18 protein-coding genes are annotated in these 24,697 nt (G+C 29.8%); all 18 read right to left on the reverse strand.

The genetic code is table 11. From position 1 onward, the window contains the following. Nucleotides 1-700 precede the first annotated feature (700 nt). The gene (locus tag BX659_RS14875; RefSeq protein ID WP_097019064.1) at nt 701-889 is read right to left on the reverse strand and encodes a hypothetical protein; all 189 of its coding nucleotides are present in this window, start codon (nt 887-889) and stop codon (nt 701-703) included. A 5-nt stretch (nt 890-894) separates the two neighbouring features. Further along, a complete protein-coding gene (locus BX659_RS14880; protein ID WP_097019065.1) occupies nt 895-2,289 on the reverse strand; it encodes a helix-hairpin-helix domain-containing protein in 1,395 nt (464 codons plus the stop codon). Between the two features lie 36 nt (nt 2,290-2,325). Continuing rightward, entirely contained in the window at nt 2,326-3,195 is an 870-nt protein-coding gene (locus BX659_RS14885; RefSeq protein WP_097019066.1) for a hypothetical protein, read from the reverse strand. Nucleotides 3,196-3,207: 12 nt separating this feature from the next. Further along, the gene (locus BX659_RS14890; protein ID WP_097019067.1) at nt 3,208-4,029 is read right to left on the reverse strand and encodes a hypothetical protein; all 822 of its coding nucleotides are present in this window, start codon (nt 4,027-4,029) and stop codon (nt 3,208-3,210) included. A gap of 11 nt (nt 4,030-4,040) precedes the next feature. Then, nucleotides 4,041-4,811, reverse strand: a complete 771-nt coding sequence (locus BX659_RS14895; RefSeq protein ID WP_097019068.1) for a hypothetical protein — start codon at nt 4,809-4,811, stop codon at nt 4,041-4,043. 26 nt (nt 4,812-4,837) lie between these two features. After that, entirely contained in the window at nt 4,838-6,295 is a 1,458-nt protein-coding gene (locus BX659_RS14900; RefSeq protein ID WP_097019069.1) for a dynamin family protein, read from the reverse strand. 441 nt (nt 6,296-6,736) lie between these two features. Further along, complete coding sequence (locus BX659_RS14905) at nt 6,737-7,423, reverse strand: deoxynucleoside kinase (RefSeq protein ID WP_097019070.1); 687 nt, start codon at nt 7,421-7,423, stop codon at nt 6,737-6,739. A 14-nt stretch (nt 7,424-7,437) separates the two neighbouring features. Then, entirely contained in the window at nt 7,438-8,799 is a 1,362-nt protein-coding gene (locus tag BX659_RS14910) for a B12-binding domain-containing radical SAM protein (protein WP_172431977.1), read from the reverse strand. 72 nt (nt 8,800-8,871) lie between these two features. Further along, entirely contained in the window at nt 8,872-9,351 is a 480-nt protein-coding gene (gene greA, locus BX659_RS14915; RefSeq protein WP_097019072.1) for a transcription elongation factor GreA, read from the reverse strand. 245 nt (nt 9,352-9,596) lie between these two features. Beyond that, entirely contained in the window at nt 9,597-10,586 is a 990-nt protein-coding gene (locus BX659_RS14920) for a helix-turn-helix transcriptional regulator (RefSeq protein WP_097019073.1), read from the reverse strand. A 173-nt stretch (nt 10,587-10,759) separates the two neighbouring features. Beyond that, nucleotides 10,760-11,308, reverse strand: coding sequence for a hypothetical protein (locus BX659_RS14925; protein ID WP_097019074.1), 549 nt, complete (start codon nt 11,306-11,308; stop codon nt 10,760-10,762). Between the two features lie 35 nt (nt 11,309-11,343). Then, nucleotides 11,344-12,042 (reverse strand): hypothetical protein, encoded by a 699-nt coding sequence (locus BX659_RS14930; protein ID WP_097019075.1) that lies wholly within the window; start codon nt 12,040-12,042, stop codon nt 11,344-11,346. Between the two features lie 21 nt (nt 12,043-12,063). Next, nucleotides 12,064-12,645 (reverse strand): GGDEF domain-containing protein, encoded by a 582-nt coding sequence (locus BX659_RS14935; protein WP_097019076.1) that lies wholly within the window; start codon nt 12,643-12,645, stop codon nt 12,064-12,066. A gap of 478 nt (nt 12,646-13,123) precedes the next feature. Continuing rightward, entirely contained in the window at nt 13,124-16,624 is a 3,501-nt protein-coding gene (locus tag BX659_RS14940) for a UvrD-helicase domain-containing protein (protein WP_097019077.1), read from the reverse strand. Beyond that, nucleotides 16,625-19,549 (reverse strand): PD-(D/E)XK nuclease family protein, encoded by a 2,925-nt coding sequence (locus tag BX659_RS14945; protein WP_106231937.1) that lies wholly within the window; start codon nt 19,547-19,549, stop codon nt 16,625-16,627. A 111-nt stretch (nt 19,550-19,660) separates the two neighbouring features. Then, nucleotides 19,661-20,014 carry a hypothetical protein gene (locus tag BX659_RS14950; protein WP_097019079.1) on the reverse strand — a complete coding sequence of 118 codons (354 nt, stop codon included), beginning with the start codon at nt 20,012-20,014 and terminating at the stop codon, nt 19,661-19,663. A gap of 645 nt (nt 20,015-20,659) precedes the next feature. Next, complete coding sequence (locus BX659_RS14955) at nt 20,660-23,488, reverse strand: DEAD/DEAH box helicase (RefSeq protein ID WP_097019080.1); 2,829 nt, start codon at nt 23,486-23,488, stop codon at nt 20,660-20,662. A gap of 1 nt (nt 23,489) precedes the next feature. Then, entirely contained in the window at nt 23,490-24,692 is a 1,203-nt protein-coding gene (locus BX659_RS14960; RefSeq protein WP_097019081.1) for an EH signature domain-containing protein, read from the reverse strand. Nucleotides 24,693-24,697 lie beyond the last annotated feature (5 nt).

Raw genomic sequence — 24,697 nt, forward strand, 5'->3', positions numbered from 1 at the left:
TCGAAAGTAGCAAAATTTATTCTAAAGTTCAGAAAGCTATTAGTTCTTTTCTACGAGATGACAAGATTGCATAGTCAAACTTGTAAAGTGGTGTATTATTTTATCTTGTATAGTGAATTTTACAAGTTACCAGTCTTATACTAAATATTTAAACGCACTAAATCTTATACTTAATAGTATTATCTAACATGCTGCAGTTTTTATAAAAAAACATTGTCTTTAGGTAGTTATACTAATCATTCCCTTAAGTATACTAACATTTAGCTTACAGTAATATCCGTTTCTATTTCTCTTTAACATCTTTTATAAGATTCAATATTCTTACTAGTATTTAAACTATTAAAATTAATGTCGAACTGTATATTTTAATAAAATAAATATTATAGCTGTATAATTAACATTATTTGCTAAATTCGTTTTATCCACTTATTTGTTACCTAATAATAATTCTAACTCTCTTTGCTACTACAACATCATTTAATTTCTCATATAACAACATTTTATTTTGCCAATCATATGTTCAATAATATTTGTTAATTTTTTCTTTAAAATATAAGAGAACAAGGTACTTCTACAAATTTGTAGAAGTATCTTGTTCTTAAGTGTTTTTTATTTGATTATTTAGCATCCTTTTTAGTAATAAACTTTATCCATATTTAACTTCTAGATATATAATTTTTAACTTAGATATTGTTATAGATTAATTTTGTTCTTTCAACATATTTAAAATATCTATATTACTCATATTAGAATTTAACCCTTTTTCAGCCTCTAGCTTAACACCTTTAACCTCCTTACTATTGTTATCAATAATATCGTTTAAATCTAAACCTTTCTCTGAAAACTTATCTACATACATCTTAATTCTATCTTCATTTCTTAAAATCATAAATATTAATACTCTATGTAATCATAAATCAAAGAATATCTATATGGTCCGATACCCTTAACCTTTCTAATCTCTTTTATATTTTTAAATTTCTCATTTTCAGTTCTATAATCAATAACTCTTCTAGCACAGACTTTACCAATACCCTCTAACTTTTGAAGGGCTTCTAAGCTAATAGCATTAATATCAAGTTTCCTATAATTAACTGTAATTTCTTCTTTTATTAGGTTATATTTTCTTCGCCCAATTCCTTTAATCTTCTTTATTTCATTTATTGTTTTGAACCCATTATTATCAGTTCTATATTTAATAATTTTTTCTGCATATAAAGGGCCAACTCCTGTCAGTCTTTCTAATTCTTCTTTTGTAGCCTGATTAATATCTAATCCCTTCTTATCTTCTTTTACTTCTTCTAGCATAAATTGCTTAGATTTAGATATAATTTCTGATTTCAATCTATTATTTAAATTATCTATACCTGATAATTCTTTTAACTGATCTATATTATTTTCAATATCTCTAAATTTAAATTTTCTAATAATAGGGGTTAATTCAAAGTCAATTGTATCCTTATTTAAAGAAGAAAAATTAACTAATAAATTATATAAGTAAGCAGAAACAGAAAATAAGTTTCTTTCTGCTAAGTCTATACTACCAAAATATTCTTTATTCTTTAAATGTTTTAACCATTCATCTCTTTGCTTTTTCCAATCATCATTTGGAGTATTTAACTTATCTAACTGTGTTCCTACTACATATATCCTATCAGATTTATACTCTCTAGTTGCAAAAACATTATAAATAGTACTTAATTCTTGTCCTGTTAAAGAGTCTCCTTTAATACAGACAATTATAGCATCAGCCTTATTGATATACTTTTGGGTAATATCAGAACGATATTTTACTGGATCATCAAGTCCAGGTGTATCTACAAGCAATATATATTCAGGGTAATTTAAAGCTTTTAATCCCACCTCGACTTCCTTTACAAAATAGTGAGTATCCCCTTTAGAAGAAGTCCATCTCTTAATCTCGTTAATAAGGTCTTGGTCATTATCAAATTCCATATACTTTTCTTTAAAACCTATCCATTTACATTTTTGAGCTTCAGCATTAAGTTCAATATATTCTTCTTTAAAAATATTAGAATGTGAATTTTCGATACTTTTCCATAATTTATTCCATTCCAATTGAGTGTGAAATTTAATCTTTACATAGTCTTTTTCTTTAGATGCCCTAAATTTAGTTAAAACTGCAGTCTCAGGAGTAACGGAAACAGAAGACACTTCTTTCCCCAGTAATGTATTGATTAGAGTAGACTTTCCTGCTTTAATTGCTCCAATAAATGCTATATGAAATTCTTTAGCTTGAAATTTATCTTTAGATAAATCTGATACCATTTATGCAGTACTCCCTTCTTACCTTTTCTTAAAAATTTATTCTATATTATCTTCAATTGTATCCATTAAATCATTTACCCAAGTTATTTTAATTAGCTGCTGTATTATATCTAAAGTCTTTTGTAAATCTTGAATTTTATTCTTCTCATCTTCATTTAATTCTTTTAAATTTTCTATTTTTTTATAGTTTTCTAAGTTATAATTTTCAAATTTCTCCTCATATCCTTTCACCTTACTTAATAATTGATCTATTTGATTCTGATATTTATCTAATATTTCTTCTTTAAACATACTAATATTTTCTATAGTATTGATGTTTCCTTCTTTTAAGGAATATAAATCCTTTTTCTGCTCTTCTAACCTATCTTCCATCGTCTCAAATATCTTTTGATTACTCTTTTTAATTTCTCTTTCTAAACTATTTAATTTATCTACTAACTCTTTACTTTTAGTTTCTACTAAGTCTTGTTCTTTATTTATTATATCTATTTTAATATTATTAATATTTTTAACAAGAGATTTATTAGACTCTTTAATCAAAGAACCTAACTTTTCTTGTTGTAACTTTAATAGCTCTAATTCATTATTAGATTTAATTTCAAAAGCTTTTTCCATATTATCTATCTTATCTATAGAAACTTCAATTTTATCTTTGATTAAAGCCTTTAAATTATTATTTGTACTTAGAATTTGTTTATCTAACCCTCTATGATTTTCTTGTAATATATTCTTCAATCCACTTTCATTATGTGATATAGTTTCCTTAATATCTTTATTACCTTTTATTAAGTTATCTTCTATTACATCTAACCTATTACTATTATTCCGCATAATTCTGTCTAATTTAGCATCTAATTTCTTATAATCATCTTTACTTATCAGCCCAAACAGATTCCATAGATTCACAGCCTTCACCTCTTATAATTTAATTTCTTTAACAGCTAATTGACAAATATCTATAGTTAAATTAATTTCTGATTTTTTCATTTCATAATCTTTTCGATTACTATCAATTAGTTCTTCTATTTCTTCAACTTCAGATAATTTTTTCTTATTATTTTTAATTATTTCATCAATCTTATCATTAAAAATATCATCTAAATAATCTTGTTGTTCCTCAGTAATAACTTTGATACTATCACTTAACTCAAATAGAGTCTCTTTTATAACTTCCTTAGCAAACTCTTTCATTCTGCTTTTTTTACGTTCGCCTTTTGACATTGCTAAAATTTCACGACACTCATTGTCAGCCAAAGAGACTCTTCTAGAGATATGACGCTTTGAACTTCCTCTGATTTCTTTTTCTATATCCTTTATATATCTCTTAAACCTTCTAGTATTAATCTTAATATTATATTTTTCTTCCATTTTGTCCATCTCATCAATAAGGTAATTAAAGTACTCTTGACTCTCATTAATACAACTTTCTTCTAAAAGGTCAATCTTATCTTCTATTCTTCTTTTATACTCATCTAAAATTTTATTTATATGAATAGTTTCATTTAATTCAGCATTATTCATATCATAAGAATCAGTATTTCCTGTATCTTCCGCTAATTCATCATTCTTTTTTCCACTCCCAAAAATCATATCAAGTACCTTTTTTAAAGTACCACCTGGATTTGGCCATGGTACTGGGGAAGGCAAAGGCCCACCCGGACCAGGAAAGGGAAAAGGATTACTAATAATTTTTTTAACAACAGTTTTAGCCACATTAACTAGACCTGATAATAATCCCACTTTTTAACCTCCTAAATTTCTAATTTATTAATAGCAAACTCAGAGATATCAATTGTTAACTGTACATCCGCTTTTTTAGATTCATAACCTTTTTGGTTACTATTCATTAAACTTTCCACCTCTGAAAATTCAGACAACTTCTTCTCATTACTCTTTATTATCTCATCCATCTTATCATTTAAAACATTTTCCAAGTAATCTCTTTGTTCGGAAATTATCCCTTTGATATCTTCACTTAAATGGCTAAGACCTTCCCTAATAACCTTCCTGCTAAAATTATCCATCTTCTTTTCTTTATCTCTTCCAGAAGGCATCTTTAAAATCTTTAAACATTCACTATCATCTAAAGAGACTCTTTTAGCTAGATGTGACTTTAATTTACCTTTTATTTCTTTTTCGATTTCATTTCGATATCTGTTTATTCTTCTAGTATTAATCTTGATAATCCCTTTTTTATTCTGTTTTTCTATTTCATTCATTAGATTATCAAAGAAACTCATACTTTCTTTTATACTTTTTCTTTCTAATTCATCCATTTCATCTTTAAGTTGATTACTAAAATCTATTAATATTTTATTAATACGTTTAGTCTCTTCAACCCTAGCTCGTTCTTTATCATATTCATTAGTTCGACCAGTTTGTCGCGAAGTTTCAGTACAAACATCTTGAATAGCTCTTCCTGCATTCTCAATTGTTTCACTACCAAAAACTTCTCCTACTGTTTCTACTGCTTTTCCAACTTTTCTACCTACACTTCTAACAATATTTCCAAACCAACCCATTATAACACCTCCTAAATTAATTTAATCTATCCCTGTTTTCTCATATTTCTTATAGTTTTGTATAATTCATTAGCTCTCTTAGTAGTCACTTCTTTAATATATTCTAGTGTTTCTTCCAATTCAGCCTTCTCATTCTGACTCTCTTCTAGTTTTTGTAGACTCTGTTCTCTTTTCTTTCTTATCTCATGTATATCTTGATTAGCAGTTTCTAATAAATCTTGTTGTTCATTTCTAATATTATTAAAGAAGTTAATAAGGTCTTCTTTATTATCTAGATACCCTTGTTTAAGATCATCTAATAATATCTTTTGGTGTTTATTTATAATTTCTTCTCCTAGTTTAAAGTTTAAAGCATCCACTCTAGTTATTTCCTTTAACTTATCCATATTCTTTTCTATCTTTCTCACTCTAAACTTTCTTGCAATCGGTTCTACATCAAAATAAATAGTATCTTCATCTAACTTATCATAGTTATTTAACAAACTATATAAATAAGCTGAAACTACAACTAAGTTTTTTTCTGCTAAACTTATACTTCCAAAACAATCTTTCTGTCTTAAATGCTTTAACCATTCCCTTCTCTGTTCTTGCCAGTTCTTTTCTGGATTATTTAAAGTATCAAGCTGAGTTCCTACGATATATACTTTTTCAGGATTATATCTGGTATTAGCAAAAACACTATAAATAGTAGCTAATTCTTGTCCAGTCATAGCATCAGCCTTTACACAAACAAGAACAGCATTTGCTTTATCTATATAATCTCTAGTAATGTCAGAACGATACTTTACAGGGTCATCAAGACCTGGCGTATCAATAAATACAACCTGTTCAGGTAAATTGAAATCTTTTAAGCCAACTTCTACTTCTTTGACAAAATAATGAGTGGCCTCTTTAGAAGAAGTCCATCTTTTAATCTCATTAATAAGATTTTGGTCATTATCAAATTCTATATACTTATCTTCAGAACCTATCCATTTTCTTTTTTGATTTTCAGCATTAAGTTCAGAATATTCTTCTTTAAAGACCTCTGCATTTGAATCTTCTACACTTTTCCATAATCTATCCCATTCATATTTATTATAAAATTTAAGTTTTATATAGTCTTTACCTTTAGAAGATCTAAATTTAGTAAGTGCAGCAGTTTCAGGTGTAACGGAAGTGGATGCTAATTCTTTTCCTAACAAAGCATTAATTAAAGTAGACTTTCCTGCTTTAATTGCTCCAACAAAAGCTATATGAAATTCTGGAGTTTTACACTTTTCTACAAAAGTATCTAGATTTTTCATTAAACCATCAGTAGCATACTCTTCAATATTTTGATCTTTAAGAATTAACTTCATCTTATTCATAGTCTGAACATAATTATTCACTGTTTGATTCCACATGATTTTTTCTGAATAATTTGATAAATCATTAACTTTATTAACAACCCCCTTTAATCTCTTTTCATATTCCTTTTTAACTTCTGGATATTTATATTCCATATTATAATTCCTCCTTTATTATTTCTTCTATCAATAATTATAGCTTGTCCTATTGGACAAATAATGTCTATATAAATAACAATCACTAATTAATAGTAAAAATTAATTAATTTTTTGGTTCTCTTTCAAATGTTATGCACAATATCTTCTCTCAAATTAATTAGTCATAGTAGTTTTTGATTAATTTAGATTAGAGCATTAAATACTCTAGGTTAAGATTAATTATATTATTAAACTCTTCAGCGAAACCATTAGTTACTTTAGTTTCAAAGTAATTTACAATTTCTATTTCTCAGTTTCAAATTCCTCTTTTAGCTTCATTCAACAAGGTTATTTGAATATTAATAACTCTTTTATACCATTGATATAATGCTAATTTTACTTCATTAATATTATTTTCATTTTTGCAAGTTTATTTTTCACAAAAGTCGTGTAGGAACCTTATTTTTTAAAAATCAATCTATTGTCAATCATTGAACACACTTTAGTAAAAACTTCATCTTGATTACTTTTAGAAGTATCCAGACGGATTACATCATCTAACTCTTTTTCTAGCCAATCATAATAAGTTTTTTCTTTAAAAAAACTTTCTTTACTAACTTGGTCTAGATTTTTCCCTATATCTGTCTTAGAGTTAATCCTAGCTTCACATACTTCATAGTCAGCATCTAAGATGATAATAATATCAGGAATAGGTAAAAACTCACTACCTTTGGATACTATTGATAACAGAAAGTCGATTCGCTCAAAATCAGCAATCCAATTAACTGCTAAAGTAGACCAAAAAGAGCGATCCATAATCACAAGGTCATTGCAAGAAAGTTCATTGTCTAACTCCCTTTTTATCTCCATTGTCCCAGAGAAGAAGTATAATGCTGAAGACAGCCAAGAGGCATCAAAAATCATTCGTTTTTTTATATCATACTCCATCCATTTATCTGGTGTGCTGAAACAGTATTTAGCGTTAAATTTTTTAGAGATTCTCTTACAAAGGGTGCTCTTTCCTACACCATTTGGACCTTCCACAGCGATTAAAAAGGGACTATTTTTATCTCTATTCTCTTTTAAGACTTTGGGAATACTAAATTTATTTATGGCCAAATTATGTTCTTTTAATCTCTCCTCCATTCTTTCTCTCCCCTTTATTTATCAAATTCAGTTATTGAATATTTATTTAAAGGTGTAGTATAAATATAATCACTTCCACCTTTACTTTGATCACTAGAAACATAGCCAGCTTTATTTAAAGAATCAATAGTATCTTCTAATAACTTTAGATATTGTGATTGGCTCAGATAATCAAAGCTTATATTACGGTTTAACCCTCCATAACAGAATTCTTTGAAATCTTTAGGATCAGCAATATTAATTCCATATTTACTAGGGTTATTATAATATTCGGTACCAGGAAAAGGTATTAATTGATGAATAGAAATCTCATTTGGTTTTGTCTCCAACATTAAAGAGATTGACTTATACTGTTCTTTTAAGTCTCCTGGCAAACCATAAACCCAACCTGTTTTAACCCTTAATCCTGCTTCTTTGGCATATCTTATTCCTTGAATTATCTTATTACGGTTAAATCTTTTTCCTATATTTGTCAGTATCTTATTAGATCCTGACTCAACACCAAAATATATCTTTTCGCAATTGGCTTCTTTTAATTTATAAGCAATTTCTTCATCGATAGTATCTACTCTCATTTGGCCAATCCAACTAATATTGAAATCTTTTTCAATGATACTATTACAGAATTCTAATATTCTTGATTTTTTAAGTAAGAAGATATCATCTACAAAAAAGATATTTTTAGCCCCATAGTGTTGATTTATATAAATCATCTCTTGAATGACATTCTCTACACACCGTACTGAAAATCCTTTGTTCAACATAACCCCTGAATAATTACAACAGAATTTACATTTATAAGGGCAACCTCTCGAGCCTACCATAGAGTGATGGGTATATAAATCTAAATTATAGATACTTCGATCAATTAAAGGTAACTCATTAACATCTGTTAAAATCTGCTTCTTATTATTCTCCATAATTCTATCATTGTCTCTATAAACTATACCAGGAAAGTCAATAATGCTTTTACCAGTTTCTAAGTTCTTAGCCAAGGGAACAATTATTGTCTCTCCCTCACCTTTCATAACAATATCAAAACCATCTTCTACTAAATCTTTAGGGAATAACGTAGCATGAACCCCACCAGCAATTAAGTGTGACTCACAACCGTCAGCTTTTAATAAATCAATTATCTCTTTTGCGGTTGGGTAGGTTGGCGTAATAATTGAGAATCCTATTAAAAATGGGGCATATTTATCTAATTCTTCTACTAACCTTTTATTATTACGAAATTCTAGATTCTGATCAAAAATTCTTACTTCATATCCTGCATCTTTTAGTAAAGTACCTATATATCCAACACCCAATGGATATTCACTATAAGTTCGCTTAGGATTATAAGACCGTGGCACTACTAAAGCGATTTTTTTCATAAATCCTACCTCCATTAATTTTAAATAATTATTAGTTAATCTAGAATATTATAAATATATAATTAATATAAATCACTTATCCTTAATAGCTAATATTTCAAATTCTATTGTTCCTACTGGAACTTCAACTTTAACAATATCTCCTACTTTATTATTTAATAAAGCCTTCCCCATAGGAGTATCATTAGCTATTTTACCCTCTTCTGGGTCTGATTCTGTACTACCTACAATCATATAATCAATAGTATCACCAAATTCTAAATCTTTAACTTTAACAGTAGTTCCTATCCTAACTTTATCCGTACTAACATTAGTTGTACTAATTATTTGAGCATTTTTTAAAGTGTCTTTAAGTTCTCTTATTCTAGCTTCCACCATATTTAACTCATCTTTAGTATATAAGAATTCCGAATTTTCTCTTAGATCACCATGTTCACTTGCTTCCTTTAACTTTTTTGCCAGCTTCCTTTTCTTAGGTCCTTTTAAATATTGCAACTCTTCTTGTAATTTATTGTACCCTTCCTGTGTAACAAATACCTTATCTTCTGTCATAGATTAACATCGCTAATTTAAAGCGATTTCCTCCCTTCAAATAACTTAATATAGATTCTATAACTATAGCTAATCTTGTAAAAATTATAAATATATTCTCTTAAGAAGTGTTTATTGCAGAAAGCCTACCAAACCCCACTTCCAATTATTGTAAAAACCATGATAATCATTGAATTTATTGCCATTTATACTTATTATTCTATATATATCTTATATATCCTTTAATGCTACTATTATTAGTTAATTTAATTATAATTCCCCATCATCTTCTCCACAGTCTCTTTCATCTCCTTACGAAAACTAAGTGGCTCTATTACCTCTAAGTACTCTGCTTGACTTAATAACCACATCTTAATACCCTCTCCATAAACCTCAGCTTTTACAATATATTTATCATCTTCTTGAGCAACTATCTCTGCTGTTGGCAATCTATCTAATATAGCTTCTATAGATCTACCCCAGAACTTAAACTTAATATTCATCAATTTTCCTGTATACATAAACTGTACTCGCTTTCTAAACTCTCCTTCTTTAAAATCCTTAACATAAGGAATCCTAAATCTCTCTGCTTTAATTTCATAGTTCTGAATTCTATCTAAACGATATACTATCGGAAAATCTAAGTCTGAATCACATATATAAGCAATCAGATAAAAGTAGAATTCAGAGAATATAACTCCTACTGGCTTTAAGCATCTTTTCTTTACTTCTGAAGAGGTAGCCTTAATATAATCAACCTCTACAACCTTCTTTTCCCTAACTGCCTTACTAAAATCCCAAATAACTTCAAATAAATCCTTACCATGCTCTAGTGGATTATAATAAAAACGCTCACTTTTAATTACTTCTGTAATATGCTTCCTTTCTTCAGGCTCAGCTTGTAAAATCAACTTATCTAATAATTGATTCATCTCTGCTTCATTGAAAGAACGACTTTCTAATAATACCTTACTAATAGCAAGTATCTCTTTTTGTGTTAACCAACTACTATCCTCTCTCTTTAATCTATACCCTTTCTTCTTTCTATCATAGATTAACTTAATCTTGTCATTATAATTATAAGCACCTACAAAGTAATTTCTAATCTCCTTAATATCCCTTTGAATAGTTTTTTTATCTACCGAAAATCGCTCAGCTTCTTCGGCTTTATTTAAAATTTTACCTTGATTTAATCTTTCAAAAATAGATAATAATCTTAATGGCTTTGATGAATCTCCTCTATTAATTATACTCACCCTCTTTTTTATAATTTTATTTAAAATATCTTAACTTATTATTTGTTTATTTTTATTATAAAATTTCTATATAAAACATTAATTTCCTTTATATAAGATAAAATTAATGGCTAATATTTTGCTATTAGCCATCTCTAATTGTTATTTTAATTATTTTAGAAAATTATACTATTTTAAGATAAATTATTACAAATGTTCTTCAACCCTCTAATTAGTTTATAAATCTTTTTTTGAGAATGATTTGCCATAAATTTTATAGGATTTACAGTCCCTTCCTCATAGTACAGAGAAGATAAACTCTCAAAATCTATACCAGAAATCAAGTAATCCTCTACCCATTCTTGTGGTACTTTACATTCAACATTCTTCTGGTTATAAGTTTTTAAAGTTACTTTATAATAGATCGCCGACTCATCTAAACCTAGCTTAGAAATTATTGCTTTTTGTAAGCCACGATCAGTAAAATTAACCATCACTTGCTCTTGTAGAGAATATTTAAATCTAGTCCTCTTACTATCAACGCAGTCTTTATTATCATGATGATTCTCCTTACTTAAAACAGAATATAAATGCTTCATTGAAAATTCTAAGTCAGTAAATTGCTCTTCAAATTCTTCTCCTAAATTTATTGAATCTTTGATTTTCTTAAATCTTTCATAAAATACTCCATATTCATAACAAGCAACTTGGCATAATTTCCTCCTATAAGCCTCACCAAACATCTTATTACCCCCTTAGAATTTAATATTATTCTAGATTATCTAAGACTGAATCTATTTTTAAACTTCTGACTCTGCTTCTGATACCACTCGAAGTCTTCAAAATCAGATAGCTCTTTAGTACTACTACATATCTTAGCAGAAAGATATTCTCCTTTAGGGTTATAGCATACATTTAAGGCTACCTGACACTGCCCAAAGTGATCTCTAATTTCCTTAGGTGCATCTAACAATAGCTGATACATCTTTTGATCAAAATTATCTCTAATAAACTCCTCAATTCCAACCTCATCTTGAATATTATATAATGATTTTATAGCTTCTAAATCAATTTTACAGCCAAGATAACCTGATAACGATTCAGCAGGTAATCTATATTCTCGCTCTTGAGTATCTGTTTGTATTAAAACTTGATACCATAGCCCCTGTTCATCTACTTCTAAATTTATAATTCTCCCTTTAAACACATTACAGGATGGAAAAGTAACGATAACCTCATCACCTACACGATAATTAAAGCGAAATTCAGTCTGCTTAGTTATCTCCTCCCATCTGGTTCTGATATAGCCAGAATCAACTGTCCAACTTAATTCTGCCATCGTATACTCTAAATCATAGAGCTTATGCTTAATACCACTATCTTCTTTATCAATTTCGTCTATATACCTATGAAATTGATCATAAAACTCCATATATTCATAATAACATTCTCTGATTCTTGAATATAAACTTTCCATAAATACACCTCCACAAATTAATTAATAATTTACTATACAATCCTTACCCTTTTCTTTAGCTTGATAAAGTGCTGTATCTACTCTCCTTAAAGCATCTTCAGTCTTTATACTATTCTCATCTAATGTATAACAGCCAATAGATACTGCAAAATTTATCTCTTCATCAAAAATTGAAAGAGAGGCTTGACTAATCTTATTATGTAATTTCTCTCCTACTACCTTAGCTTCTTTGGCTGAACAGTTAAATAAGGCAATAATAAATTCATCACCTCCATACCTAGCAACTAAATCTGTTTTACGTATAACTGATTCAGCCTTATTAGCTATATCCTTAATCACCATATCTCCTACCTGATGACCATATTGGTCATTAATCTCCTTGAAATTATCTATATCTAACATAAGTAAGGAGTATGGTGTATTGTTTTTCCTTAACTTAGATACAAGATACTCATAATTATAAACTCCAGTCATTCCATCTCTAATTGCTCTTTGATACATCTTTTCAGCTTCTGTTTTATAGTAGTTAACCCTATTTCTTAACTTAAGATTATTTATGATAAGAAGTAATAAAACACCAATTAAAATAATATGATAAATCATTATAATCCACCCCAACTTATAATTTTAATAAACACATCCCCACTTCTTGATTTATATAATACCATTAGGTGATGGACAATTTATGTCTAGATCATATAATTTAAGTAATTTTTATATAATTAGCAGAATAAAATGGGCACCGCCCAGTATTTTATAATTAAAATCTTCAAAGATTAATTCAAAATATTTTTTTGCAACCAATCTCGCCAATTTACACGAATTTAAACCAAGACCTTTTTAAAAACCTAATTTAAATTGAACTTTATTTTTAATTCGTACAATTCGCGTTAATTCGTTGCTACTTTCTCTTTGTTTTAAATACTTTAAAAAGTTATCCACAATCTCTAAAAATGCATACTTTCCTGATATTATAAAATATTAATATCAATAAAAAAGGACTCTATTAATAGAGTCCTTTTGCAAAAATTTTAATCTTTACCTAGTTATGTATTTGAACTTTTTATAAATTCACCCTTCTCTATATCTCTTTCAACCTCTCACCTTTCTCACCATCGACAAGATAAAGATATCCCTTTACTTCTTCCTGTCCACCTATCTCTTTAACTACCTGTTGATATATCTTGACTTGTTCTCTATAATTCTCTAATAAATAAGTTATATCTTCTGGCTTATTAATTTTATTCGTCTTCCAATCAACTACCGCTAATCTTCCATCTTCATCTTTAAAGATTAAATCGATGGTTCCTCTAATCTTCTTGTCTTCAGTTTCTAAATAAAATGGCACTTCTTCTCTGTACTTAGCCTGAATTATCCTCTTAAATTCATCACACTCTTCTAGTCTAGAGATTGTCTTAACTACTTCTCCTCTTAGATTTGTATACTCTTGATGTTGAGGATATAAGTTAAAAAGATAATCTAAATCTACTTCTAAACCTTTGGCCATTAATTCAATAGCTTTATGAACAATACTGCCTTTTAATCCTCCATAATTATTATTTAATAACGATAGATTAAGAGTTTGATTGCCTTCAACTTCCCCTTTATTCTTTAATAATTGGGAAGGGGTCACGACCTCTTTACCATAGTTAAAGTCCTCGGACAGATCTAAGCTAATCTCTTCCTTAAAATCTTCCTCTTTTGCATCTTCGCCCAAATCTAGCTCCTTTTTACCTTTACTAATCTCTATAAACAACTCTCTATCTTTTACCTTAATTTCAATCCTATCACTATTCTCTTCACCGGCTAGAAATTCTGCTAAATCATACTTTAACCCATCCTCTATTAACCACCTAAAGCTATTGTAGAACTTAGGCTTATCCTGATCTACTACCCCTGATAAAAATAGCATCTCTTCTGATCTAGTAACTCCTACATAGAAGATCCGCTTTTCTTCCATCAATTCTTTATCTTCTATTTCTTTTCTTAAGATACCATAAGCAAAGTTCTTTTCTTTATGCAGTTGATCATTATAATACCTTAAACCTAGATAATCTTTATTTTCTACCTCATCACAGATAATAGGAGAGGCATTAATTCTTGGTTTACTACTAATATTAGCTAAAAACACTACAGGAAACTCCTTACCCTTAGAGGCATGAACAGTCATTAATTTAACCTTGCCCCTCTCACTTCTATCTTCAACCTCTCCTGTTCCTTCCTTCTCCTCACTATTAATTAAAAGTTCTAGCTCTTTAAGAAATTTATATAAATCTCCTTCACTACGATAACTAAAATCAGCAGCCTCATTTAATAGTTTCTCTATATTAGCCAAACGTTGCTCACCTTTAGCCCCTGCTAAATAACTACCATAGGCTCCACAATCTATTAAAATAATATTGATTAAACGGTCTATACTCACTTTATTCTTTAATTCCGACCATTTATTAAATTTCTCTTTAACCTCTGGTTTTACCTTAAAGACTCGCTCTAACAAACTATCATCTGTAAATCCATAACCTTTACTATCAACGGTCAAGCTAAATAACTGATCATCACTTAAAGCAAATAATGGACTTCTCATTAGTCCAAAAGAATTTAAATCATCTTGAGGAAAGACTAAACTCTTTAAGGCTACGTAGATATCATAGATCTCCTGTTGCTGATAAAAACCTAAGCCGCCTACTGTTTGATAAGGAATATCATACTCTTCTAAAGCTGCCTCATACTCTTTTAATCTACTTCTACTTCTCATTAAGATAGCTATATCTCCATAAGTAACAGGTACTTGCTCTTTTTCTTTAGCTATCTTCTTACCTGAATTAGTAACTAACCACTTTATCTTTTTTGCAATATTTTCTCCTTCTATTTCTGCACTACTATAATCATCATCACTATCAGGCTTACTAGTAACTAATATCTCTAAATGCGACTCTAAGTTCTCCCTAATTTCCTTAGAAAATGTAACACCGCGACCATATTCAAGGCCTTCATAGGCAACATCATAGTCATTCTCTTCTATCATTATCTCTTTAAAGACAGTATTTACAAAGTCAATAATCCCTTGATTAGAACGAAAGTTATCCTTAAGCTTTATAATTCTATCTTCAGTTCTATCTGGTGAAATCTGATCTAAGACTTGATTAAAAATTCTAATATCTGCCCTTCTAAAGCCATAAATACTTTGCTTAGGATCTCCTACTACAAATAGCTTGTTTTCATCTAATTTCTTATAGTCACCATCCCTAGTGACCAAAGGACTAATAATCTTCCATTGTAGTGGGTTAGTATCTTGAAACTCATCAACCATAATAAAGCTAAGCTCATTTCTTAACTCTTCTACCAAATCATAATTTTCCTCGAATAGTTGTACAGTCTTTTCTTCTAAATCTAAATAATCTAAATATCCTTTGCTATCCTTTAAACCCTGATACTCTTCTTTAATCAATTGATAAATCTCCAAAAGTGACTCTAATATTTCAGGATCTACTAAAGTATCATTATCTTCATCAACTATAATTGGAGTTTTATTATTCTTAGGCATTAAAGCTAAGATAGTACTCTTAAACTCTTTATGTAAATTATTAACAGCTTTCTTGCTCTCATTACCACCTTCCCAGTCCCCAGCTTTCATCTTTCTATAAATACTCAGTTCTTTTCCTTTATCAAAATCATAACAACATCTAATCAAGCCAAAGTGTAATTCTAATAATTCTAGCTTGGTTTCAGTTTTCTGATTCTTAGAGTACTTACTTAGCTTCTTAGCTATCTTGGGATATAAATCAATTATCTGATTAACTACCATAACCCCTTCTGATTCTTCTTTAGGATAGTAGTCTCCTAAAGCTTTGACAATTTCTTGAACTTCTTCCTTCTGTAAATAATTTTTTATCACTCTCATATTAATACTATAAACTAGCTCTGCTAAATCACCGTTGACATTAGCAATATCTCTACTGCTCAAGACTCCATCTAATCTATCTCTTATACCTAACATACTCTTAAAAATATTAATTAACCTTGCTTTGCCATAGATAAAAGTTAAGTACCAGAGTTTTTGATAAAGCTCTTTATCTGATGAATTTCTAATCTTATCTACAACATTGATAATTGCCTCATCTTCTAAAGCTCTCTCCTCTACACCTTCTAAGACTTTGAAATCTGATCTAAGCTTCGCCTTAAAGAAATATTTCCTTAAAGTTTCACTACAAAAAGAGTGGATAGTAGAGATTCTCCCTTGATTCAAATTATCTAAGATATAAAATACCCATTCTGACTCCTTTGAGCTTAAATCACCTCTATTTTCGCTAAGATACTTCTCAAACCTCTTTCTAATTCTATCCTTCATCTCTCCTGCTGCTTTTCTAGTAAAGGTAATCGCCATAATCTTATTTAAAGCCTCGGGCTGATACATTAAACCGCCTTCTTCAACAGGTCTTAATAATATCTCTAGATAACGTTCAGTCAAAACTCTAGTCTTACCACTACCTGCTCCTGCATTGATTGCTAAATTCTTATCTAAAGTAAGTACTGCTTGTGCCTGTTTATCAGTAAAGACCATCCCTCGAATCTCTTGGACCATTTAGAACTCCTCCCTTCTACAGATCATCTGACTTTGACAATAGCTACATCCACTCTGTTTATCTCCAATGGAGTAGTGACCACCTTTTATCCCCTTAATACAAGCTTTAATTAACTCTTTAGTCTCTTCTAATTTTTCTCTAAATTCTTCATTTCTCTTCTCTTGATTACTCTTTTGCATTACTCCACTATGGATTACATTCTTATAACCGATCTGATCATCAGGTTTTAATCCATAATAGCTACCAAAGGCAACCTCTTTCTCAAATCTTTTCTCTACTGCTAGAATATAAAGAGGAATTTGAATCGGGTTAGTAGTTAGGGTTTTATTTGAAACTTTACCACTCTTATAATCGATTACACCATATGAACCCTTATCTTCGCTATGGTCTATCCGATCGACCCTTCCTGTAAACTTATAACCTTCAATTATCTCTAAGTCTTTAAATTCCCACTCTGCTCGTTCAAAGCTAAAGTCATCAATCTTTGTTCTTCCTAACTTGGCCTTCTGCTCTGCTTTTAAAAATTCTTCAAATACGGGACCTAACTGATTTTCCTGTAAATAACGGTGCCCTTCTGCTTGCCAATAAAAATTATGTTTAAATAATGGATAAGAGGAAATGACCTCATTAGCCACCTTAAATAGCTTCTCTTGAGCTTGCTTGTAATTGTCCTGATTGACCCGCTCACCTAACTGATCATAGAACTTCTCTACTATCTCATGTAAAATAGCTCCTCTTTCAATAGGGTGTAGTTCTTCCTCATACTCTACCTCACCCAATTTAAAGATATAATCAAAGAGAAAGGCAAAGGGACAGCTTCCATAGCTCTCTAATAAATAGGCAGAATAATTAAAGTCCTTATCAAATTTATCCTCTAACCACTTTAGATTATCTTCATCTTGAAGTATTCCTTGATAATGACTAAAGTCTTCGCTCTTTCTCTCTTTATTTAACTTCAAGCTCTTCTTTAAATTTTTAAGCCACTGATATTCTTCAGCTAATTGTACTTTAGCTTCTTTATCCAACCTAGTTCCTATAGCCCTTTGAGCCTCCTTGATAGAATAAAAGACTTCATCCTCCCTTTTATATTTCAGCAGAATCTCTTGACTGTCTACTACTCTAAAGAGTTCTTGTAAATATGAAGTCAATAAAGGCTCGTCCTCATCTTGAGCTGCAGAATAGGTAACAACTACCTCTTTTTTAGCAGCTAAGATATTGTTAAAGAGGATATATCTATCTTTAACCTGCTTATCCTCTAAATGAATCTCTAATAAATCTAAATATCGCTGTAATGGATTTTTAATTAATGCAGGGTATTGGCTATGGCTCATCCCGATTAAAAAGATATAATCAAAGTCACCTGCCCTTAGCTCTAAATTACCTGTAACAGTAATCCCTTGCTTATCTGTTAGCTTGTATTTACCTTCTAGGATAGCTACCTTTAATAGATCAATCCATTCTCCCAGTTCCTTCTGCTCTGTTACAAATACCTTATTTAAGCTTTCAATTGCCCCTTGTATTCCTTTCCAAGCCGCTAATAAATCATCATTCTCTTCTAAACCTACTTTTATTCCAAAGTTTAAAGAGGTCAATAGCCCACTTATCTCTTCAATACATTGGCTAAAACTAACTTTCTCTTTTAAGTCCCACTCTAGATAATCTCTAAATAGCTTTAATATCTCTTTTATTTCTTCTTGTTCAACCTTTTCACTTTCCACTTCCATTTTACTAACTAGGTTCCAGCCTTTGACCTCAAACCTTAATCTTTTTAGTATCAGCTCTAGCTCATCAGTCAGTGGTTTTTCTAAGCCAAAATCTATAAGACTATTATCTACTACAACCAATAATGCATCGTTATCAAAGTTCCCATCTAAAACCTCCAATAAAGCTAAGACTGCTTTAGATAATGGAGAAGATATCAAAGGAAGAGAAATGCCATTAGTATAAGGTAACTGATAATCACTGAATACCCTAGCCAAATTTGGTAGATAATCTTCTGGACGTGAAAAAGCTACTCCAATCCTATCAAGTGCTACACCTTCTTTCGCCAATCTCCAGATTTCTCTAGCCACAAAGTTCAATTCAGCGATACGACTATTAGCCTCTACTATCTTAAATTCATTCTCTAGATATTCTTGCCACTTGTACTTCTCTTCTTTGATCTGATTGGAGAAGATATCTTCTAGCAAGAGATTACCTTGACTAGTTTTATTATCTATAATAAATCCTTCTGCTTTTAATCTAGCTACTACACTATCTAGATTAGCAAATAGTTTCTTTTTATGTTGATGATAATCTAGTAAGATTACGCAATTCTCTACATACTCTGCTACCTTCAAAATTAACTCTAGTTCTATTGCTCTAATCACATAAAATCTATCTAAAAATATCACCTCAATACTAGGGTATAGATATCTAAAATCTTCTTCTGTTAACTTATCTAATAGCAAACAATAGGCTTGCCATTTGCTAATCAACCCTTCCTCTTCCAATCTCTTTTTAAATGAATGATAAATCTCTACCATCTCTGTTAATACTGAATCTTCAATTTTATAGCCTGACAAGTCTATCAACTCTGCATCAATATTATTGATAAAATCTAATAGATACTTAGTAGAATTCTGATCAAAATAAACATACTCTTTCTCTACTAATACTTCTTCTAATATATATTTAAGCTCATTATCCTCTAATATTTGATAGCTACCATCAACTTTGAAATATAACTCTTTAAACAGATGGTCAATAGAAGTGATACTCTTTACTTCTACCCCTTCTCTAGCATTATTTCTTAAGACCTTTTCTTCGATGGTATTCTCCATCTCATAATAAGGTACTACATATAATAAATTATCTTCTTTTAAATAATAATCCAATCCTATATCTTGCAATGGATTAATATCACTATAGATTAATTTTTTCACCAAATAGATCACCTCTTATAGTATTTCTAAGAATATTATCTTTCCTTACCCTCCAAATTCTATACTTTGATTAATTATCCTGTTAAAAGATTACCCTTAAAAATAACTTAATCAGCCTAAATAATAATCAAAAGGAATCCCACATTCTTTAAAGATAGCAGATAATCCTGATATATACTGCATTATTTTAAATTCCCTTCTACTTGTTACTGTGAAAATATTGCCTTGTTTATGGTGTAAACTAGATATTTTATAAAATTTTCTCCAAAACATCTGCTCATTCCTAAGTTCTAAACTTAAACCTAAAATCTTATCAATTTCTTTCTGCAACACCTTCTCTTTAAACTCTTTTAATAATTCTTTCCTAGCAATCTCTATTTTTTCTTCTCCTTTTTTCAAAGTTAACCTTATTCCCTCAGACTCTAATTGATAATTTAATTTCCTTGCAACCTTATCATAATTCATTATATAAACTCCTTTTTTTCCATGTATAATCTTTACTGACACTTATAAACCATCCATTGTTATTAACTTATCATTATGTAGTATATAATTATAAAAAATTATCTTATATAGTTAAATTTTGTTCTTAAAATAGATAATTTCCTGCTACTAAGAAGTAGCTTTTTAGATTTTGATAATATTTTATTGATAAAAGTAAGAAAAACCAAGGATATTAGCTATTCAAGCTACAAATTTATTATATTATTAATATGCTCTGCTAAATAAACAGAACCATGAGGTAAACTCATGGCATCAAACTTTCTTTATAAATTATTTGATTTTACTTAAATTCTTTTCTTAACTCACCTTTAACTAATGAAAGATATTTTTCAAATCCCTTCTCCATTCTTCTATATATTTTCCACCTCTTTTTCTGCTTAACTTAATACCCTTATCTCTTAGTAATTGAGAATTTTGTTTTATTTTATTATTTATATAGTTAAATATCTACCGGTCACTTTCAATATCGTAATTGTATCCCAAAGTATCAAGAAATTGATTACTTACTGTAGCCCAATACTCATTCACATATTCACTATACTCAAAATCTCTTTCTTTAGCATCTTTTAAAGCCTTCTTTGATAGTCTAAATCATATCCTCCTCAATCACTTAATATCTGATATAATCTCATCCTTAATCTCTTTCTCTAACCTCTTATTAGGTACAATGATACTCTGAGCTAAGCCTTTTTTCTCTTGCAATAATCGATTTAATTTCTCTTCTATAGTCTCTAAACTAGAAGATGTAACTATCGGATAATATACTTGAACATCCTTTTTTTGTCCAATTCTATAAGCTCTATCTGTAGCCTGAGCTTCTACTGCAGGATTCCACCAGCGAGTATAATGAACTACATGATTAGCACCAGTAATATTCAATCCCGTTCCTGCTGCTTTAGGTGAAAGTAACATGCACCCAAACCCCTTACTATCATTAAATTTATTAACAGTCTCTACCCTTCTTTTACTAGAACCATTAATAATCGGTATCCAGTCTAATTTAAACTTTTCTCGGACAACACGCTGAATAATATATTGCATATCTCTATAAATAGTAAAGATTAAGACCTTCTCATCTTTAGATTTTATCTTCTCTAGTATCTCAATCAGTTTTTGGAGTTTTGGTCCTTCTGTTATTAATTCCTTAACACTTTTAGTCTCCCAATCCTTTTCTACCAATCCAGGATGAGAGCAGAGACTTAATAATTGTTGTAATGCAGGAAGATAACTATGTCCTTCACTATCTTTAACCATTAATCTAATGTTATCATACAGATACTCTTGCTTTTTACTCATTGATGTTCTACACTCTATTTCATTTTTCTCAGGTAAGTTATCCTTTAACTCACCTTCTTTTGTTCGCCGTAAATAAATTGGTTTTATCTTAGCTTTAAGTTCTTTTTCATAATTTCCTAATTCCTTTTGATCATCAGAGTTTTCGATAACTTCAACAAATTCTTTCTGAAAGGTATTATAGCTATCTAATAAGCCAGGTTGTACATAATCTACAATAGACCATAAATCACTAAGGCCATTCTCTATCGGCGTTCCTGTCAAAGCTAACCTCATCTCTGCCTTTTGAGCCTTAACTGCATGGGAAGCTAATGTAGACCTATTTTTAATATGCTGTACTTCATCACAAACAAGCAATTTCCAATCTATCTCTCCTAAAATAACCTGATCCCTTACTAAAGTCTGATAAGTAGTTAATACTACCTCAGATTTTTTAATAGTTCGACTATCCTTAGTTCTATTAGAACCACGGTGTTTATAGATTCTATCAATAGTTGGACAGAATTTATGAATCTCACCTTTCCAATTATCCAATAAGGTAGCAGGAGCCACCACTAAAGAAGGTCCTAGCCCTTCTTTTTCTTTAAGCTTGGCCATTAATGATATTACCTGCAAAGTCTTACCTAAGCCCATATCATCAGCCAATAATCCACCTAAAGAGGCAGCTTTAAGCCTATTTAGCCATACATATCCATCCTGTTGATAAGGATATAATTTATACTTGGGGTTTAATAATCTAGGTCTTTGATAGCTTAATCCACCTACTTCTTTAAGCCTTTTCTTTAGATCTAAGAGAGTAAGATTGTACTCTAAACGGTCTACATTCTCGTAAATATCAAATACATAGGGCATTTTAGTCTGATTTACTCTTCCTTCTTCTTTAAGCTCTTCTACTTCTTTTGTAGCCTTAACAAATTTTTCACTATCCTTGGGAATTTTAATCCACTTATCATCCCATAAGACATACTCTTCTCCCTCTTCTTTAGCTTCTTGGACTAATTTATCAAAGTCATCAATAGCCAACTCATTCTCCTTATCTTCAGAACTTGGAGTAGAAGCCAGTTGATCATCTTCTTGTACTAAATCAATTCCTATATCTAACTCAAACCAGTCCATCTCATCAGAGTTTTTAACTCGAACATAGGGTTGTGCTTCATAGACTCTCTCCTTTAAACCTTTGACTCGGTCGCTAAATCGCTCTAAATCAACTGATTCTGGTAAGAAAGAAGCAGGATTATTAATAAATTTAGGAACATCTGATCCTTTGATATCCTTATTATCTTCTAACTCTTGATAATCTCTTTTTATATTATCATCAAAAAAAATTCTTCTGCTCTTACCCTTTTGGTTCTTTCTGACACCATAGCTACTTCCATCTTTTAATGACTTATTAGCTTCATCATTTAATTCATCATCTAGATCATTAAATCTAGGCTTTAATTCTAAATGGTCTATTGATTTTTCTTCAACTTCGGCATCTAACTCTTCAGGAAAGTAGTAATCTTCACTCTCTAAATACCCATCAAAACTAGCCCCTATTTTCTGAGCCAACTTCTTAACCTTAGCTAAATATCTAGGTTGCTCGGCTCTCTTACTTGGTGCTTCCTCTACAAGCTCTAGCAACTTGACTAATTCAGCACTTAATAAGACTCCTTGTTCATTATCTACAGGATAAAAGCTACCTTGGCGTTGGTTGAAGTTACTGATATATCCATAATCTTGATGATATAATTGACAGTCCAAAGAAAAGTTTTTAGAGCCTACAGATAATTTTGAATTTATCTTTACCTCTAATTGATCATCTTTAATAAAACCTAATAACTTAATGAATTCATCTTCAAAATCATAAATATCCTCAGTCTTAATTAAATAATCCCCTTCTTTAACTTGCTCTAACTGACCGCTATTCCATAAATCTTCTAAAATCTGTAATGGTAAATAAAAATCCTTTTTTACTAAATTTCTAAGATTAAAATAATCAGTATAAGCAATAGGAAAAGATAGCTTTTCTTTACCTTTACTATCTTCTTTGTAAATAGCAAACTGAATACCGATCTTAGTAAATAATCGCTTGATTAAAATATCAGGTTCTTTAGCTCCGAGTTTATTTCTTATCCAATCAAAGATAGTATCCACCTCCATTCTATCTCAATAAAACCTTAACCTTATTATCGGCTTTTTGTTCCCAATAACCACTAGTAGTATCACGATGAATAATTCTATTATCCTCACTACCTACAAATTTTTCCATTTTATGCTTTAACCTGTTATTATTAACTGAGTTATAATCATTCATATAATTAGCAAAATGTTTATTAAAATAAACTTTATCATAAATATAAGCTGCATTTCCTTTTTCACCAAATTCAATCACAACAAACTTATCAAATACTAAAAATAATTGTAATCTATATCTAATATATTTAACCTTCTCTATAGATTCATTATAATTTTGCCAATATTCAAATCTTCTTTGTGCTTCTTCTTCATTAGCATCTATACTGGCAAAGAACTCCTTCATCTCTTTATTATTAAACCACTGTCTTGCCTTTCTTCTAGCTACTTCACTCATATCATTCCAACTACTTAAATAATTCTCTACTGGATCTCCAATTCTGTCTTTGAATAGCTCCATTAGCTCTTCATCAAATTCATAGACATTAAAAATCTCTAAGTAATTCTCGGCTGATTTACGAAAGGATTCTGTTCTCAAGCTTGAAAATAGTTTTAAGAGTAATAAGTTATCTTCTTGCTCAAAGATTCTTCTATTAGCTTTAATAAATAGCCTACCAATAACACTCTGCACCAATTGACTCTTTTCAGTTAACTGAAAATACTCTATCCATTTACTATAACTAAAACCTAAATCAATAATGTAATCTATTATCCAATCAATAGGATCTGGAGTACTAAAAATCCTTACTAATAAACTATAAGGAGTATTAGAAAATTTAATAACTTTGACTCTATTTATAGTATCATTAAAGAAAGAAGTAATTGCTCGATTATCAGGATTCTTACAAAAATTACCCCACATAACTTTGACCATACTCTTTTTAAAACGATAGACCAGAATACTCTTCACCACTTCATGTAATTCTTCTGGAATTTGATTGAAATTATAAGCTAAAGAATATACCTCTCTATTTTTTAACTGACCAGCATAACTCCTAACTTCACTATTTTTCCACTTTCTAATCCTTGCTAACAGCTCTTCTAAATCTACCTGCTGATATTTATTCTTTCGCTCTTGAGCCAACTGGTTAGTTGAAGGAAATCTCCTCTTTATATCTTCAGCAGTATCTATCAACTTTTGAGGAGTAAACTTAAATACAAACTTTTTCATTTAAA

This window comes from Orenia metallireducens (assembly GCF_003001995.1).
GTDB lineage: Bacteria > Bacillota > Halanaerobiia > Halobacteroidales > Halobacteroidaceae > Orenia > Orenia metallireducens_B.

Bases quoted from the DNA above. Each gene is read 5' to 3' on its own strand.
- BX659_RS14875 (WP_097019064.1), bottom strand. From the start codon at position 889: ATGATTTTAAGAAATGAAGATAGAATTAAGATGTATGTAGATAAGTTT.
- BX659_RS14880 (WP_097019065.1), bottom strand. From the start codon at position 2,289: ATGGTATCAGATTTATCTAAAGATAAATTTCAAGCTAAAGAATTTCAT.
- BX659_RS14895 (WP_097019068.1), bottom strand. From the start codon at position 4,811: ATGGGTTGGTTTGGAAATATTGTTAGAAGTGTAGGTAGAAAAGTTGGA.
- BX659_RS14900 (WP_097019069.1), bottom strand. From the start codon at position 6,295: ATGGAATATAAATATCCAGAAGTTAAAAAGGAATATGAAAAGAGATTA.
- BX659_RS14905 (WP_097019070.1), bottom strand. From the start codon at position 7,423: ATGGAGGAGAGATTAAAAGAACATAATTTGGCCATAAATAAATTTAGT.
- BX659_RS14910 (WP_172431977.1), bottom strand. From the start codon at position 8,799: ATGAAAAAAATCGCTTTAGTAGTGCCACGGTCTTATAATCCTAAGCGA.
- greA (WP_097019072.1), bottom strand. From the start codon at position 9,351: ATGACAGAAGATAAGGTATTTGTTACACAGGAAGGGTACAATAAATTA.
- BX659_RS14925 (WP_097019074.1), bottom strand. From the start codon at position 11,308: ATGTTTGGTGAGGCTTATAGGAGGAAATTATGCCAAGTTGCTTGTTAT.
- BX659_RS14930 (WP_097019075.1), bottom strand. From the start codon at position 12,042: ATGGAAAGTTTATATTCAAGAATCAGAGAATGTTATTATGAATATATG.
- BX659_RS14935 (WP_097019076.1), bottom strand. From the start codon at position 12,645: ATGATTTATCATATTATTTTAATTGGTGTTTTATTACTTCTTATCATA.
- BX659_RS14940 (WP_097019077.1), bottom strand. From the start codon at position 16,624: ATGGTCCAAGAGATTCGAGGGATGGTCTTTACTGATAAACAGGCACAA.
- BX659_RS14950 (WP_097019079.1), bottom strand. From the start codon at position 20,014: ATGAATTATGATAAGGTTGCAAGGAAATTAAATTATCAATTAGAGTCT.
- BX659_RS14955 (WP_097019080.1), bottom strand. From the start codon at position 23,488: ATGGAGGTGGATACTATCTTTGATTGGATAAGAAATAAACTCGGAGCT.
- BX659_RS14960 (WP_097019081.1), bottom strand. From the start codon at position 24,692: ATGAAAAAGTTTGTATTTAAGTTTACTCCTCAAAAGTTGATAGATACT.